Origin of the sequence: Streptomyces xantholiticus, from assembly GCF_014651015.1 — a bacterium.
Taxonomy (GTDB): domain Bacteria; phylum Actinomycetota; class Actinomycetes; order Streptomycetales; family Streptomycetaceae; genus Streptomyces; species Streptomyces xantholiticus.
Map to the genome: position 1 here is coordinate 222,421 of NZ_BMWB01000006.1, position 16,144 is coordinate 238,564.

A 16,144-nucleotide genomic window follows, 5' to 3' on the forward strand; every position below is an offset into this window, starting at 1 on the left:
CCCCTTCAACCACTTCTCACCAGGAGGCCTTTCCGTGCCGCTCGCCCTTCCCCCAGGCATCTCGCCCACGCGCCGCAGACGCTCCGGCCGGAGCGGACGTGCCGTACGGGCGGTCGCCGGGGCCGCGCTGCTGATCGGACTGGCCGTCGTCCCCGCCGCAGAGGCCCGGGAACCCGGCCACTGCGCCCGGCAGCACACCGTGCGGGTGCCCGGCGCCGAGCACCAGAAGCTGTCCTGCCTCGGCGAGTTGACGACCGCGGGGACGATCGCGTCCGGGCACACGGACCAGGCCGACTGGGCGGGCCTGACCCCGGCGGGGCTCGAGACGCCCAGCGGCGTCCCGGGCATCCAGATCGACGGCTACTTCCCCGACCACTCGGCCACGAACAACAACCACGGCTGGATGCACGACTCCCAGTTCGTCATCCGGCTCCCCGACCGCTGGAACGGCGGCCTGGTCGTCGCCGGATCTCCGGGTGTGCGCGAGCAGTACGCCAACGACCGGGCGATCTCGGACTGGGTGCTTTCCCGGGGCTACGCCTTCGCCGCGACCGACAAGGGCAACACCGGTGCCGCCTTCCACCAGGACGGGCGGCGTCCCGGCGAGGCGATCGCCGAGTGGAACGACCGGGTCACCCAGCTGACCAGGGCCGCCCGCGCGGTCGTCGCCCAGCACTACCACCGCCCGCCGCGGCGCACCCTCGCCACCGGCATGTCGAACGGCGGCTACCTGGTGCGCTGGCAGCTGGAGAACCGTCCGGAGCTGTACGACGGCGGGGTGGACTGGGAGGGCGCGCTGTGGCGCACCGAAGGTCCCAACCTGCTGACGTTCCTGCCGCCCGCGCTGCGCAGCCACCCCGTGTACGCGGCCGGTGGCGCCGGGGCCGAGCAGGCGCACCGGGAGATGGTCGCGGCCGGGTATCCGGCGGGCTCGGAGTTCCTGTGGCCCTACCACCACCGGTACTACTGGGACCTGACGCAGCGGATCTACCGTGAGGAGCTGGACCCCGGCTTCGACGGTTCCACGGAGGCCGGGACACCGTTCTGCGCTCCGGGGACGCCCTCCTGCGACGCGGACTACGACTACGCCTCGCGGCCCGGTGAGGTGCACCGGGCCGTGGACCGGATCGCGCTGACGGGCCGGATCGGGAAGCCGCTGATCACGCTGCACGGCACGCTGGACGTGCTGCTGCCGATCGGTGAGGGGTCCGACGTGTACGCGCGGATGGTGCGCGACGCCGGGCGGGACGGGCTGTTCCGCTACTACCGGATCGAGGGCGGGACACACGTCGACTCGCTGTACGACGCCTTCCCCGACCGGCTACGGCCTCTGACGCCGTGTCACCGCTCGGCGTTCACGGCGATGGAGGACTGGCTCGGGCATCGCGGCAGGCCGGCGGCGAGCCACACGGTGGTCATGCCCGGCGACGGGCGGGATCTGCTCACGGACTGCCGGCTCTGACACCGGTAGCGGCGACGGCCCGCCGGTCCGCCTCGAGGAGGGGGCGGACCGGCAGTCCGTCGCCTGCGGTCAGGCCTCGCGGACCAGGCGCAGCGTGACCAGCTCGAACGGGCGCAGCGCCAACTGCACGCACCCTGCCTGAAGTTCGGTCCGGCGGGCGTCCGTGAGCGGACGCTCCAGCAGGTCCGTGGCCGCCACCGAGGCAGCCGTGAAACCGGGTGTCAGCCGGGCGCGTGCGCGGCCGCCCGTCGACTCGTAGAGGCGCACCACGACGTCGCCACTGCCGTCGTCGGCCAGTTTCACCGCGCTGACGACCACGGCGTCGTTGTCGACGGTCACCAGCGGCGTGACCTCCGCATCACCGGGGACGCGGCGCTCCGGCAGGTTGACGCGGTAGCCCTCCCGTACGGCGTCGCCGATCGAGGCGCCCGGTACGAGGGCGTGGCGGAAGCGGTGGACGCCCTGGTCGGTCTCGGGGTCGGGGAAGCGCGGGGCCCGCAACAGGGACACGCGCAGCGTGGTCGTGGTACCCGAGTCGGTCGGACGGACGGTGCGCGTGACGTCGTGTCCGTACGTCGAGTCGTTGACCAGGGCGACGCCCCAGCCGGGCTCCTCCATGTGGACGAATCGGTGGTTGCACGCCTCGAACTTGGCCGCCTCCCAGCTGGTGTTGGTGTGGGTGGCCCGGTGGAAGTGGCCGAATTGGGTCTCGGAGGCGTACCGCTCCGCGTGGACGTCCAGCGGGAAGGACGCCTTGAGGAACTTCTCCGTCTCGTGCCAGTCGACCTCGGTGTCGATGTCGAGGCGCTTGGCGCCGGCGGACAGGGTGAGCAGTTGGGTGACCCTGGAGTCGCCGAAGGTGCGCGTCACGCGAACCGCCGCGCCGGAGGAGTCGGCGGTGGTGACCTCGTCGGCGTCGGTGAGGTCGATGACGGTGTTGCGGTAGAACTCGTCGACGTCCCAGGCGTCCCACATGTTGGGGAAGTCGGGATGGACCTGGAGGAGGTTGGCGGCCTGCCCCGGCGCGACGGTCTCGCGTTCGGCGCCGATGTCGTACGCGGAGACCACCAGCCCGCGGGCGTCGATCTCGACCCGGAGGAGTCCGTTGTCGAGGACGAAGCCGCCGCCGTCGCGTTCGGTCAGCTGGGCGCTGCCGCCGTCGGTGGGGGCGGCAGCGGCGCCGGCCGCGACGCCGTGCCGCTCGTGCGGGGCGGCGTTGAACACCAGCTCGCGTCCGGCGGCCGGGTCACCGGCGAGGGCGCGCTGCGCGGAGCCGATGATCCCGTTCAGCTCCTCGGCCACCGTGGCGTATGTCGTCTGCGCCTCGCGGTGCACCCAGGCGATGGAGGAGCCGGGCAGGATGTCGTGGAACTGGTGCAGCAGCACCGTCTTCCAGATCCGGTCCAAAGGCTCGTAGGGGTAGGGGTGTCCGGTGCGCACGGCGGCGGTGGCGGCCCACAGTTCGGCCTCGCGCAGCAGGTGTTCGCTGCGCCGGTTGCCCTGCTTGGTCTTCGCCTGGCTGGTGAGGGTGGCGCGGTGCAGCTCCAGATAGAGCTCGCCGACCCATACGGGCGGACCGGGGTACTCGGCCTCCGCCTTGGTGAAGAACTCCCCGGGGGTCTCCCACGTCACGGTGGCGGAGCCTTCGAGGTCGCGCAGCCGGGCGGCCTTGGCGACCATTTCGCGGGTGGTGCCGCCACCGCCGTCGCCCCAGCCGGTGGGTGCGAGCGAGTGCCTGGCGACCCCCTTGTCCTTGAAGTTCTTCGCCGCGTGGGCGATCTCGCTGCCCTTCATGGAGCAGTTGTAGGTGTCGACGGGCGGGAAGTGGGTGAAGATACGGGTGCCGTCGATGCCCTCCCACTGGAAGGTGTGATGGGGGAACCTGTTCGTCTGCGACCAGGAGATCTTCTGGGTGAGCAGCCACTTGGAGCCGGCGGCCTTGATGATCTGCGGCAGCCCGGCGGCGAATCCGAAGGTGTCGGGGAGCCATGCCTCCTCGTTCTCGATGCCGAACTCGTCGAGGAAGAACCGCTTGCCGTGGACGAATTGACGCGCCATCGCCTCCGAACCCGGCATGTTGGTGTCCGATTCGACCCACATTCCACCGGCCGGCAGGAATCTGCCGTCGGTGACCGCCTTCTTCACCTTCGCGTACACCTCGGGGCGGTGTTCCTTGATCCAGGCGAACTGCTGGGCCTGTGACATGGCGAAGACGAAGTCCGGCTCGTCCTCCAGGAGGGCCGTCATGTTGGCGGTCGTACGGGCGACCTTGCGCACCGTCTCTCGCAGCGGCCACAGCCACGCCGAGTCGATGTGGGCGTGCCCGACCGCGCTGATGCGGTGGGCGGACGGCTCGGCCGGCGTTGTCAGGACGCCGGAGAGCTCGGCGCGGGCGGCGGCCGCCGTGCCGTTCACGTCCTGCAGGTCGACCCGGTCGAGGGCGCGGCCGACGGCACGCAGGATGTGGTGCCGTCGGGCGCCGTCGGTGGGCAGCTCGTGCATCAGCTCGCCCAGCACCTCCAGGTCGAGGACGAGCTGCCACACGCTCTCGTCGAGAACGGCGAGGTCCATGCGGGCGATCCGGTACTGCGGGTCGCTGCCCGCCGTCTCCTTGTCGCCGAGCCGCGTCGGCAGGAAGGGGTGGTAGTCGAGGATCACCGGGTTGGACGCGGCCTCGATGTGCAGACGCACCTCCTCGCCGCCTTCGACGGGCGCGCCGATGCGGACCCACTGGTTGCGCGGGTTGAGGCCCTTCACCGGGGTGCCGTCGGGGCGGTAGACGAGGCCCTCGCACTGGAAGCCGGGCATGTTCTCGTCGAATCCGAGGTCGAGGATCGCCTCGACCGTGCGGCCGGCCCACTCCTCTGGCACCGTCCCGGTGACGGTGAACCAGCTGGTGCCCCACGGAGCACCCCACATGTCGCCCACCGCGACCGGCTCCGGCGCGGCGCCGATGCCCTCTTCGACCGGGACGGGCTCGCCCGGCGCGTTCCACAGGGCGACGTCGAGCGGCACGGACTCGGGATACACGGCGGGGCGGATGCGTTCGTCGAGGACACGCTTGAGTCGTCCTTCGACGAGCGTGCGGTCGTCATGCATGAGGGGTGCTCCGGGTTCTCGGGGGCGTTGTCACCAGCGGTGGACGGCGGTCGCGGGGGTGGACGCGGTGTAGAGCTCCCCCACCACGCGCACTTCGAACCGTGCGGCGCGCTCGCCCTGTTCGGCGCCAGGTCCGGTATGGAGAAGGCGCGCTGACAGGTCGCGGCGAGGAAGCGCCGGCTGCCTTCGGGCAGGAGCCCGGTGCAGCGTGCAGTGGCGGACGGCTCCGGCCGGACCCTGCCAGGCGAAGCGCAGCCCTGCCCGGTCACGTCGGTGACCCGCAGCGCGGCCGGGGCGGCGGGAGCGGAGGCGGCGCCGCGCCGTACGGCCGGCGCGCCGAGGCGCCACCGAATCGGGCCGCCGTCGCCGGTGATCCGTACGCCGAGCGCGTGCGCCGTCCAGGTGAGGCCGGTCAGCCGCACGGTCCGGGTGGCCCGGCCGGGGCCGGCGGTGCCCACCGGCACATACGTGTACGGATGGGCCTCGCCCGGCGCGGCGGTTTCGGCCGTGGCGACGACGAGTTCGACGGTGACGTGGCCGGCCTCGGCCCGGTGGGTGAGCTCGACGACCGTGTCGGGCGTTCCTCACCGCGCTCTCCCGTGACCCGGTGGTCTTCGGGCGGATCTCGGCCCGGGAGCCGACCGCCCTGCTGGACGGCGGCGTGGCCCGCTCCGTCCAGGTGCCGCTGCCGGAGCTGATCGAGCGCGAGAGCACCGCGCCCGCGAGCTGACGGCGCGGTTCGCCCCACAGGATGGGCCGCATGCGCACGGGCGCCGCTCACGTCCGGGCTGGTAGGGACCCGTCCGGCGTAGCGCCATGCGCGGCGCGAGGCGCGGGCGGCATGCCCGGCGGCCGCCGCTGCCGGCGCGCGGATGATCGGTGGGCCCGCGAGCCGTCTCCGCACGCGTCGAGGCCCTGCACAGCATCGGGACCAACGGCCCCGCCGCCCGCCCGGCATCGGCCCTGGCAGCCGCCATGGAGTGACCCGCCGTCCGCAGGTCCGGGCGGGCCGCCCGAGGCGGACCCACTCCATGCGGCGTGGCGCCCGGGGATCCACCGGCGGATATACCGGTGAGATTGGGTACCCGGTATGCATGGTCACTTTCAACCAGCCGGCCGGGGACGTCGAGACCCTCCTCGCGGCCGGTGAGGGAGCACCCGCGGTCATTGTCTTCGGCCTGATCGTGATCGGTCTTTTGGTGCTGCTCGTATGGATCGTCTGGCAGGTGGGCGCGCGCCGACGGCGTGACGCGCCGCCGCAGGCGGACGAGCAGCCGAGGCGCCCCGATCACCAGACCCACTACGAGAGCCGTCTGGAACCCGACGACTTCGACATCAGCGAAGGTCATGAGGTCCCGGGCCGGCTGACGCCTCACGAACTCCACGGTTACGGAAACATGGGGTCGCGCCCGGTGCCCGAGAAGAAGCCGCCGCGTGACTCCGACGAGAGCGGTGGCGCCTTCGGCAGTGGCGGCCACGGAGGCTGAGGCCCCCCGGGATCCGCAGCGCCGCCGGCACTGGGGCCGGCGGCGTTCAGCCCTGCCCGGCCCGCTGGGGCCGGGCACACTCAGCCCTCGGCAGGGCTCTTCCTCGGATCCCGCCCGCTCTCGTTCGGATCCCGCCCGCTCTCGGGTGCGGGACCGTTGCCGTGGCGTATCACGGCCGCCGGCACCAGCCAGCAGAGCGCGAGGCCGACGACGACGGCAGCGGCCATGACCAGCGCGGTCGTGTCGCCGAGCGCCGCGACACTGCGCAGCACGAGGAGCAGGGCGAGCGCCACCATGCACAGAAGCAGCGCCAGCCCCACCAGGGTGAGCCGTGAGGCCCACCTGGCCGCCTCGTACTTCAGTCCACGGCCGGTGACCATACGGTGAATGCCGACGGGTGCGATCAGCACGCCGGTCGCGGCCGCTCCCAGCATCAAGGAGGCCACGTACATGGCGCGGTCGCCATCGCCGAGGGCGGAGAAGAGCGGGGTGAACGCGACGGCCAGCAAAAAGGCGAAGAGCAGCTGCACGGCGGCGAGGGCGACCCTCACCTCGCGCAACAGCTCTCCCCACAGTCGGTTCAAGCGTTCTTGATCGCTCTCGCGGCGCCCTCCCGGGCCGGTGCGCGCTATCCCCATCGACCGCCGCCGTTCAGGCCCGGCCCGGCCCGCGCTCGCGGCGGCGGCCTGCCAGCCGTTTGGACCAGCGGCAGACGAGCAGCAGCAGACCGACCAGGGTCAGTGCCCAGGTGGTGGCGAACGCCCAGATGAGGCCGGGTGCCGAGGTGGACGCCGCCATCACCAGCAGGACGCATGTCAGTGCCGCCAGCACGCAGACGCCGACGGCGAGCAGATGCGACCGGAACCGGTGGGTGACCCGCACCAGCGGCGGCCCCGGACTCATCGTCCGCAGACGACGGTCCAGGAACTCGTCGGTGCGCAGATCCCGTTCGATCTCGGCGAGGATCAGCCGTTCCGGCTCGGAGAGTCCGGGTCCGTCCATGGCTGGCACCTCCGTACGCTGTCGGGCCTTCGGTTCAGTCCTCGCCCCGGACGATGTTGGCCTCCGGGTTGTTCTCCCCCTGGCGGTCGGACTCTCCCCGCGTCACGACGGCGGGTCTGCAGGTGCGTACCCGTTCCTGCTCGGAGATGCGACTGGTGATCCTTTCGGTGTCGGACCGGGTCTCCACGGCTGACACCTCCTCTTGGTTCTCGGTGCCGGCGAAGTGCCTGGCCTGCCGGATATGTGTTCTTCCGAGTACCCCGTCCGCCTCACGTCAGTCACTCGGCGAGCCGCTTGGCCGCGAACGCTTCGGCGGCCGGTTGCGGGGCACTCGGACGGCATGTCGAACGACTCTCATTCTCCGCGTGTGGCCGAGGGAACGCACTCCCGCACGCGTACGACGGACTCGCACTGGATCCGCACCAGCGACACCACCTCCTACCCTCCGCTGACCACCGACCTCGAGGTCGACGTGGCCGTCGTGGGCGGCGGGATCGCCGGTCTGAGCACGGCATGGGAACTGACCCGTGAGGGCGGCCGGTCGGTGGTGGTGCTCGAGGCGGACCGGATCGCGACCGGCGTGACGGGCTTCACGACGGCGAAGGTCACGGCACAGCACGGCATGATCTACGACCGGCTGCGGCGGACCAGGGGCACAGAGGGCGCCCGGCTCTACGCACGGTCCCAGCAGGCAGCCGTGGAACGCGTCGCCGAGGTCGCCTCCGCGCTCGGCATCGAGTGCGAGTTCGAGCGCGGCCCGTCCTATGTCTACTCCCGGGACGGTGCCGAGCGCTCCTCACTGAAGAGCGAGGCAGAGGCCGCGGCCGAGGCGGGTCTGGACGCGGCGTACGTGGAGGACACCGGGCTGCCGTTCCCGGTCGCCGGTGCGGTGCGGGTGGAGGAGCAGGCGCAGTTCCACCCGCGTAAGTACCTCCTCGCTCTCGCCCACGACCTCACCGCGTACGGCAACACCATCCATGAGCGGACCAGGGTGACCGGTCTGCAGGAGGGCACACCCTGCCGGCTCACCACGGAGAGCGGATTCCGTGTGACTGCGCGTGACGTCGTCGTCGCCACGCACTTCCCCGTCTTCGACCGGGCACTGCTGTTCGCCCGGATGTCGCCGCGCCGCGAGCTGGTGGTGGCGGCGCCGCTGCCCACCGACCGCGACCCGGCAGGCATGTACATCACCGAGGACGGCGACAAACGGTCGGTGCGGACGGCACCGCTGGGCGACGGCCGCCGGCTGCTGATCGTCACCGGGGAGCACTTCACGCCCGGCACGGCGGACGTCCCGGAGCGGATCGAACGCCTCGACGAGTGGATGCACACGCATTTCGCCGTGGAGGAGACCAGGTACCGCTGGGCCGCGCAGGACAACGACCCGAGCGACCGCGTGCCGCTGATCGGTCCCTTCCACCCGGGTGCCCGGCACACCTATGTGGCGACCGGCTTCGGCGGCTGGGGCATGAGCGGCGGCGTACTGGCCGGGCGGTTGCTGACCGGCCTGATCTGTGCCGTGCGACCCCCGTGGACGGACCTGTACGACCCGCGCCGGCTGTGGAGCACCCTGCGGGAGGCGCCGACCCTGATCTCCCAGCAGGCGGAGGTCGGCAGGCACTTCGTCGGGGACCGGCTGCGTACCACCCATGTGGACTCCGCGTCCGACATCGCCCCCGGGACGGGTGCGGTCGTGCGTCTGGGCGGGCGGCGCTGCGCCGTGTACCGCGACGACGAGGGCGTCTGCCATGCGGTGTCGGCCCGCTGCACCCATCTGGGGTGCCTGGTGTCGTTCAACGAGGCGGAGCGCAGCTGGGACTGCCCCTGCCACGGCTCCAGGTTCGCCGTGGACGGCTCGGTACTGAACGGCCCGGCGCTCCGGCCCCTCGAAGTGCGGCACGTCGACGGCTCGGACGGCGTGGACGGATCCTGAGTCATCGACCCGCGCGATCCTCCACATGCTGGTAGGAAGTAGAGCAAAACGTCATCACCCGACCGGAAGGGCTGCGGCGTGGACGCAACCAGCCGACCGGAGACCTCGGGCGCCCCGACCGGGGAGGGCGCCCATCAGTCCGCGGTCACCCTGCATGTCAACGGAGTCAGGCACACCCTGACACTCGACCACCGCACCACCGTCCTGGACGCCCTGCGCGAGCACCTGGATCTGACGGGCCCGAAGAAGGGGTGCGACCACGGCCAGTGCGGCTCGTGCACCGTCATCACCGACGGGCGGCGGGTCAACAGCTGTCTGATGCCGGCCGTGTCCCACGACGACGCGCACATCACCACGGCCGAGGGACTCGGACCCGGCGGCGAACTCCATCCCGTGCAGGAGGCGTTCGTCGCCAGGGACGCCCTCCAGTGCGGCTACTGCACTCCCGGCCAGGTCTGCTCCGCGGTCGCGATGCTGGCGGAGGCGGCCGACGGCCGGCCCTCCCTGGTGACCGGCCGGCAGCGGCCGGAGGGACCCGTGGAACTGACACCCCAGGAGATCAGCGAGCGCATGAGCGGCAATCTGTGCCGCTGCGGCGCGTACCCCAACATCGTGGCGGCCATCGAGGACGTGACCCTGTGAAGCCCTTCGCCTATGTCCGACCCGGCACGGCCGCGGAAGCCGTCGCCGCGTTCGCCGCGCACACCGGCGCGCAGTACCTGGCGGGCGGCACCAACCTCGTCGATCTGATGAAACTCGGCGTCGCGACCCCGGACGTGCTCATCGATGTGAGCCGGCTGCCGCTCGACACCGTCGAGGGAGTCCCGGGAGGCGGCCTCCTCATCGGCGCCGCCGTGCGCAACAGCGATCTCGCGGCCCATCCGGCGGTGCGGACGCGCTACTTCGCGCTGTCGCAGGCACTGCTCTCCGGAGCCTCCGACCAGTTGCGCAACGCGGCGACCACCGGCGGAAATCTCCTCCAGCGCACACGCTGCACCTACTTCCAGGACATCTCCAAGCCCTGCAACAAGCGCGCTCCGGGCACCGGTTGCCCGGCCAGGGAAGGGGTCCACCGCGACCTCGCCGTGTTCGGCCACTCGGAACACTGCGTCGCCACCCACCCCTCTGACATGGCCGTGGCGCTCGCCGCGTTCGACGCCTCGGTCCATCTGCACTCCACCGACGGAGACCGGTCGCTGCCGGTCACCGACTTCCACCGGCTGCCGGGTGACCGTCCTCAGGTGGACACCGAGATCCGCGTCGGCGAGCTGATCACGAACGTGGAGCTGCCGCCGGTGCCGCCCGGCGCCCGATCGGCGTACCGCAAGGCCCGCGACCGTGCCTCGTACGCCTTCGCCCTGGTTTCCGTCGCCGCGGTCCTCGCGGTCGAGGACGGGCGGATCCGGCACGCGGCGCTGGCCTTCGGCGGTCTCGCCCACCGGCCCTGGCGCGCCCGCCGGGCGGAGGAACTGCTCGCGGGGGCGCCGGCCACCCCGGCCACCTTCGCGCAGGCGGCGGAGGCGGAGCTCGCGGCGGCGGAGCCGTTGCGGGACAACGCGTTCAAGGTGCAGCTCGCACGCAATCTCGCGGTGGACGTTCTCAGCGGGCTGGCCGGCGACGACACCGGGGAGCAGTCATGAGCAGGACGGCCACCACGGTGCTGGGTGCGCCCGCGGAACGGCTGGAGGCCCGCGAGAAGGCGGCCGGCCATGCGCGGTACGCCGCCGAACACACGCCGTCGGGCTGCGCGTACGGCTGGCCGGTGCCGGCGGCCGTCGCCAGAGGCCGGGTGACGGCGCTCGGCACGGCGGACGTGCTCGACATGCCCGGCGTGATCGCGGTGCTCACCCACGAGAACGCGCCCCGCCTCGGGGAGCCGGACGATCCCACGCTCCGGCTCCTGCAGGACGACCGTGTCCCGCACCGCGGCTGGCACATCGCCCTGGCCGTGGCCGACACCCTCGAGAACGCCCGGGCGGCGGCCGCCGCCCTGCGTGTCGACTACGAGACCGAGGAGCACGACCTACGGCTCACCGACCGGCATCCCGGGCTCTATACACCCGAGGAGGTCAACGGCGGCTTTCCGGCCGTGCGCGAGCGCGGCGACTTCGACGGCGCGTACGACTCGGCCGACGTCCGCGTCGACGCCGCGTACGACCTCACCGCGCTGCACAACCATCCGATGGAGCCGCACGCCGCTACGGCCCACTGGCACGACGGCCGGCTGACCGTGTGGGACTCCAGCCAGGGCTCGGGTTCCGTCAGGGACGCCCTGGCCCAGCTGTTCGGGTTGGACAGGAAGCAGATCACCGCGGTGTCGGAGCACGTCGGGGGCGGCTTCGGGTCGAAGGGGACGGCGCGGCCGCCGGTGGTGCTGGCCGCGATGGCCGCCCGGCACACGGGGCGTCCCGTCAAGGTGTCCCTGCCGCGGCGGCAGATGCCCGCGGTCGTCGGCCACCGGGCGCCGACCTTGCATCGTGTCCGGCTCGGCGCCGGCGCGGACGGGAGGATGACGGCCCTCGCCCACGAGGTGGTCACCCAGACCTCGCGGGTGAGGGAGTTCGTGGAGCAGGCCGCGGTCCCGGCCCGTGTCATGTACGTCTCCCCCAACAGCCGCACCGTGCACCGGGTGACCGCGCTCGACGTGCCGACCCCGTCATGGATGCGGGCCCCGGGCGAGACACCGGGCATGTACGCCCTGGAGTGTGCGATGGACGAACTCGCCGTCGCCACGGGACTGGATCCAATCGAGCTGCGGCTGCGCAACGAACCGGACACCGAGCCGGACTCGGGCCTGCCGTTCAGCAGCAGGCACCTCGGCGAATGCCTCCGCCGGGGCCAGGACCTCTTCGGCTGGCAGCGCCGGGATCCCCGGCCGGGCGTCACCCGCGAGGGCGATCTGATGATCGGCAGCGGCGTCGCGGCCGCCACCTATCCCGTCTACATCGCCCCGTCCTCCGCCTCGGCCCACGCGGGCCCCGGCGGCGTCCACCGGATCCGGGTCAACGCCACCGACATCGGCACCGGGGCGAGGACCGTACTCGCACAGATCGCGGCACAGGCGCTGAACGTGCCGCTGGAGTCGGTCATCGTCGAGATCGGCAGCTCGGATCTGCCGAAGGCCCCGCTGGCAGGCGGCTCGTCCGGTACCGCGTCCTGGGGTTGGGCGGTTCACAAGGCCTGTTCGCAGCTCGCCGGGCGCCTCGCGGATCTGAGCGGCGAACTGCCGCCGGAGGGTGTGACCGTCACGGCGGACACCAGGGAGGAGACCGGCGCGGAGCCAGCCCACGCCCGGCACGCGTTCGGTGCCGTCTTCTGCGAGGTGCAGGTGGACACGGTGACGGGCGAGGTGGGGGTGCGCCGGATGCTCGGGGTGTATGCGGCGGGCCGCATTCTCAACGCCCGTACCGCACGCTCGCAGTTCATCGGCGGAATGACGATGGGCATCGGGATGGCGCTGATGGAGGGCAGCACGATGGACGAGCGGTTCGGGGACTTCGCGGAGTGCGACCTGGCCTCGTACCACGTGCCCGTCTGCGCCGACGTACGGTCGATCGAGGCGCAGTGGATCGAGGAGGACGACCCGCATCTCAACCCGATGGGCAGCAAGGGCATCGGGGAGATCGGCATCGTCGGCACCGCCGCGGCCGTGGCCAACGCGGTGCGCCATGCGACGGGCGTCCGCCTCAGGAATCTGCCGCTCACCCCGGACAAGGTGTTGGAGTCGCTCGGCTGACGGTCGATCAGCTGCTGAGGCCGCTGACGCGCGCGGCGTGCCGGAGCACGTCGACGAGCATCGGAAGGGTGAGCCGGCCGGTGAACACGTTGCGGCGGCTCGGGTGGTAGCAGCCGAGCACATGCAGCGCGGACCGGTCGTCGTCCCCGGGCAGCACGACATGGGCGCCGTGACCGAACACGGGCCGCGGCCTCGGCAGCCGGTGGCCGGCGGCTTCCAGGACGGGCAGCAGCGCCTGCCATCCGAAGCCGCCGAGGACGACGACGGCGCGCAGTCCCGTCAGCAGCGACAACTCCCGTGCCAGCCAGGGGCGGCAGGTGTTCCGCTCGTCGGGGGTGGGCCGGTTCTCCGGCGGGGCGCAGTGGACGGGTGCGGTGACGCGTACGCCGTTCAGGACGAGGCCGTCGCCGGGGTGCGTGGACGTCGGCTGCGAGGCGAGACCGACGGCGTGCAGGGCGGCGAAGAGCAGGTCGCCGGAGTCGTCGCCGGTGAACATCCGGCCGGTGCGGTTGCCGCCGTGGGCGGCGGGCGCCAGTCCGACGACCGCGAGCGACGCGTCGGCGGGTCCGAAGCCGGGGACCGGCCTGCCCCAGTACTCCCAGTCGGCGAACGCCGGCCGCCGGGCCCGGGCGACCTGTTCCCGCCAGACAACCAGTCTCGGGCAGGCACGGCACCGGCCGACCGCTGCGTCGAGCTCGGCGAGACCGGTGCAGCCCGGGGCCGTCCGGGCGGGGAAGTCGTCGTCCGCCGGACCTGGGGGCGGGGCGGGCGCGCGATGGCTGGGCATGCGTCCACGCTAGTCCCTGTCTTTCGGGTCATGCCGGTGTCGACCAGCGGGCCGCGAGCAGCAGGGCGATGTCGTCGGGGCGGTCGGGTGTCTGACAGGCCTCGTTGATCAGCCGGTCCGCGGTGTCCGCCAAGGGGACGGGGCCCATGTCGGCCAGCGTGCGGCGCAGCCGTTCGATGCCGAGGTCGATGTCCGTCCCGGGCTGTTCGACGAGGCCGTCGGTGAACAGGGCGAGCACCGCACCGGGCTCCAGGGTCAGCTCGGTGGCCGGATAGGGGGCATTTGCGTCGACGCCCAGAACGACGCCGCCGGACAGGTCGAGGACTTCGGTGCTCCCGTCCGGGTGCCGCAGCAAGGGCTGGGGGTGGCCCGCGCGCACCGCCTGGGCGCGGCCCGTGGCCGGATCGAGGACGATGTAGCAGCAGCTGGCGAACAGACCGGTATCGAGGTCGATCAGCAGCCGGTTGGTCCCGCTCATCACCTCCACGGGGGTGTGACCGCTGACGGCAAGCGCCCTGACGGCACTGCGCAGTTGCCCCATGGTGGCGGCGGCCTGCACCCCGTGGCCCTGTACGTCGCCGATGATGATGGCCGGTCCCCGACCGGTGTCGATGACGTCGTACCAGTCACCGCCGACCTCCATGCCCTGGGTGCCCGGGAGATACCGGCCGACGGTGTCGAGGTGTTCGACCACGGGCAGCCGGTGCGGCAGGAGTGCGTCCTGGAGGCCCCGTGCGAGCGCAGCCTCGGAGTCGTAGCGCTGGGCGCGTTCGAGGGCCTGGGCGATGAGTCCGGCGAGCGCGGTGAGGACCGTGCGCTCCTCCGGGCTGAAGTCGCGTGGCTGGTCGAAGCCGAGGATGCACGAGCCGACGGGGCGGCCGGAGGCGATCAGCGGCAGAAAGGCCCGGGCGCCGACGTGGGCGTCGAGGGGGATGCCCGGGTAGGCGCCGGCGAGATGCTGCATCGACTCGAAGAAGAGCGGACGGCCCGTGGTGAGGGTCTCGACGCCCGGCAGCTTCGCATCGAGTCCCACGCCCTCGAAACGGTTGAGGAACCCTCGAGGGAACCCGGTTTCCCAGGCGAGGTGGAGGTGACGATTGCTCAGCAGGTAGATCGCCAGCTGGCGGCCACCGAAGGCGGGCAACAGTTCCTCCGTGACCACGGCGGAGACCTGCCGGGCCGTCACCGCCTCGGTCAGCGCGATGGCGAGGGCGACCGGGCGGTACAGGGCGACCGTCCGGTCCTCCGGTGATCCGACACCGGTTCCGGGACTGTCCGCGGAGCTGGGGGCGTAGGCGGGCTGCTCCTTGCTGCTGAAGGTGACGGTCAGCCCGTCGAGGCCCGGATGGAGGGTGACGGAGAGCCATTCGTCGGTGTGCCGGACGATGAAGTGGACCGCGTCGGGCGACAGCATGGCGGCCCGGAAGTGGTCCTCGTGCGCGGGTCCGAACAGGTCGACGGCTTCCCACAGCGCGCGTCCGATCAGATCGGCCCGTTGCCGTCCGAGGAGCCGCTCCGCGTGGTCGTTCAGGTAGGAGATGCGACCGAGGCGGTCGAGCGAACAGACACCGAACGGGAGCCGGTCGGCGGATTCGGCGACGACCGGGCCGGCGCCGAGGTCGATCAGGTAGCCGGTCAGATGCGTGGCGCCCGCCTCGTCGGAGGGCCGTCTGCGACGCCCGGTGAGTTCGAGCAGGTGCGGTCGGCCGTCGGCTCCCTGCAGCCGCATTCTGCGGGTCACCGGCTGGTCCGACTCGGCCGACCGGCGGCCGAGTGCCCACAGCCCGTACGCGTCCTCCGGATCGATTCGCGCGGCCACCGCGTCCGCAGTGAGCGGGAGGTCCTCCGGCCGGACTGCGAGGATGGCGCGCCAGCCTTCGTCACCGGTCACGGTGCCTGCCTCGAGGTTCCAGTCGAAGGCACCGATGCGAAGCGGCGGCGAGGTCAGGGACTGCAGGGTCACGGCGAGTGGTTCGGCGTCCCATTCGATACGCGGTCGGTCCACCATGGCGGCCAGCGTGGCGCCCAGCCGGGTGCCCACCTGGTGGATACGCCGCCGGTCGGCGTCGGAGACCGGCACGCCGGGGGTGGCCGGGCGCAGCACCGCAAGGACGCCGAAGCATTCCCGCTCGTGGGAGATCGGCACGTAGAGCGACGCGAAGGGGAAGGGCAGGCCCGCCATGAGCTGCGGGTAGCGGCGCATGGCCTCCTCGGCGTCGCCGAGGTAGACGGGCTGTCCGGTGCGGTAGACGTCCGAGTGGGGGAAGGGGCGGTTCACATGCATGTTCCACCACTGACGGAACAATTGGGGCGGAAGCCCCGCGATCACCGCGAGGTGCAGCTGTTCCCGTGCGCGGGACCGCAGGTAGAGGCCGCCCGCGAACCCTCCGACGGCCTCGACGGCGCCGGCCTCCGCCTGGGCGAGGACCATGGCGAGCTCGTCCGACTGCGGGTCGCCCCCGTCCCTGCCCACGGGATCCGAACCGTGCTCGGCGGGCGGCCCGGGCCCGCCCTCGCCGTACCAGGTCACCCTGCCAGCATGCTCCCCGGCGGCCGGGGGCCGCATCTCCTCCGGTCCTGCCGCACGGGCTGCGTAACCGTCCGGCCACGGCCCCCGAGTGCCGGGCGCGGGGCCGCC

General features: G+C 72.2%; 12 protein-coding genes and 1 pseudogene. 7 read left to right on the forward strand and 6 right to left on the reverse strand.

Annotated features, from left to right (window positions below; all coding sequences use genetic code 11):
• Window positions 1-34 precede the first annotated feature (34 nt).
• Window positions 35-1,462 (forward strand): tannase/feruloyl esterase family alpha/beta hydrolase, encoded by a 1,428-nt coding sequence (locus tag IE198_RS13060; protein ID WP_373299846.1) that lies wholly within the window; start codon window positions 35-37, stop codon window positions 1,460-1,462.
• Between the two features lie 69 nt (window positions 1,463-1,531).
• On the opposite strand, the gene IE198_RS13065 is transcribed toward IE198_RS13060, so the two are convergent.
• Window positions 1,532-4,561, reverse strand: coding sequence for an alpha-mannosidase (locus IE198_RS13065; protein WP_189885963.1), 3,030 nt, complete (start codon window positions 4,559-4,561; stop codon window positions 1,532-1,534).
• Window positions 4,562-5,141: 580 nt separating this feature from the next.
• Here IE198_RS13065 and IE198_RS13070 point away from each other — a divergent pair.
• Both IE198_RS13070 and IE198_RS13075 read left to right on the forward strand, forming a co-directional pair.
• Window positions 5,142-5,291: pseudogene (locus tag IE198_RS13070) on the forward strand (LacI family transcriptional regulator); the annotation flags it as partial.
• Between the two features lie 364 nt (window positions 5,292-5,655).
• Window positions 5,656-6,048, forward strand: coding sequence for a DUF6479 family protein (locus IE198_RS13075; protein ID WP_189885964.1), 393 nt, complete (start codon window positions 5,656-5,658; stop codon window positions 6,046-6,048).
• An 80-nt stretch (window positions 6,049-6,128) separates the two neighbouring features.
• Here IE198_RS13075 and IE198_RS13080 read toward each other — a convergent pair whose 3' ends face one another.
• From IE198_RS13080 to IE198_RS13090, 3 genes are read right to left on the reverse strand one after another with little or no spacing between them, the layout of a single operon-like run.
• Window positions 6,129-6,686: a DUF6328 family protein gene (locus IE198_RS13080; RefSeq protein WP_268246471.1), complete on the reverse strand. Its 558-nt coding sequence runs from the start codon at window positions 6,684-6,686 to the stop codon at window positions 6,129-6,131.
• Between the two features lie 13 nt (window positions 6,687-6,699).
• On the reverse strand, window positions 6,700-7,050 hold the full coding sequence (locus IE198_RS13085; protein ID WP_189885968.1) for a DUF3040 domain-containing protein: 351 nt from the start codon (window positions 7,048-7,050) through the stop codon (window positions 6,700-6,702).
• Window positions 7,051-7,084: 34 nt separating this feature from the next.
• Complete coding sequence (locus tag IE198_RS13090; RefSeq protein WP_189885970.1) at window positions 7,085-7,237, reverse strand: hypothetical protein; 153 nt, start codon at window positions 7,235-7,237, stop codon at window positions 7,085-7,087.
• Between the two features lie 153 nt (window positions 7,238-7,390).
• Here IE198_RS13090 and IE198_RS13095 point away from each other — a divergent pair, with 153 nt between their 5' ends.
• The 4 genes from IE198_RS13095 (at window position 7,391) to IE198_RS13110 (ending at window position 12,719) form a co-directional block, all read left to right on the forward strand.
• Window positions 7,391-8,983, forward strand: coding sequence for an FAD-dependent oxidoreductase (locus IE198_RS13095; RefSeq protein ID WP_189885972.1), 1,593 nt, complete (start codon window positions 7,391-7,393; stop codon window positions 8,981-8,983).
• 78 nt (window positions 8,984-9,061) lie between these two features.
• Window positions 9,062-9,625, forward strand: coding sequence for a 2Fe-2S iron-sulfur cluster-binding protein (locus IE198_RS13100; RefSeq protein WP_189885973.1), 564 nt, complete (start codon window positions 9,062-9,064; stop codon window positions 9,623-9,625).
• On the forward strand, window positions 9,622-10,623 hold the full coding sequence (locus IE198_RS13105) for an FAD binding domain-containing protein (RefSeq protein ID WP_189885975.1): 1,002 nt from the start codon (window positions 9,622-9,624) through the stop codon (window positions 10,621-10,623). Before IE198_RS13100 ends, IE198_RS13105 begins: the two co-directional genes overlap by 4 nt.
• Entirely contained in the window at window positions 10,620-12,719 is a 2,100-nt protein-coding gene (locus IE198_RS13110; protein WP_189885977.1) for a xanthine dehydrogenase family protein molybdopterin-binding subunit, read from the forward strand. The genes IE198_RS13105 and IE198_RS13110 overlap by 4 nt, the downstream gene beginning before the upstream one ends.
• Window positions 12,720-12,726: 7 nt before the next feature.
• Here the strand turns inward: IE198_RS13110 and IE198_RS13115 are convergent, their stop codons facing one another.
• Window positions 12,727-13,506 (reverse strand): uracil-DNA glycosylase, encoded by a 780-nt coding sequence (locus tag IE198_RS13115; protein WP_189885979.1) that lies wholly within the window; start codon window positions 13,504-13,506, stop codon window positions 12,727-12,729.
• A 28-nt stretch (window positions 13,507-13,534) separates the two neighbouring features.
• On the reverse strand, window positions 13,535-16,072 hold the full coding sequence (locus IE198_RS13120) for a SpoIIE family protein phosphatase (RefSeq protein ID WP_189885981.1): 2,538 nt from the start codon (window positions 16,070-16,072) through the stop codon (window positions 13,535-13,537).
• Between the last annotated feature and the right edge of the window lie 72 nt (window positions 16,073-16,144).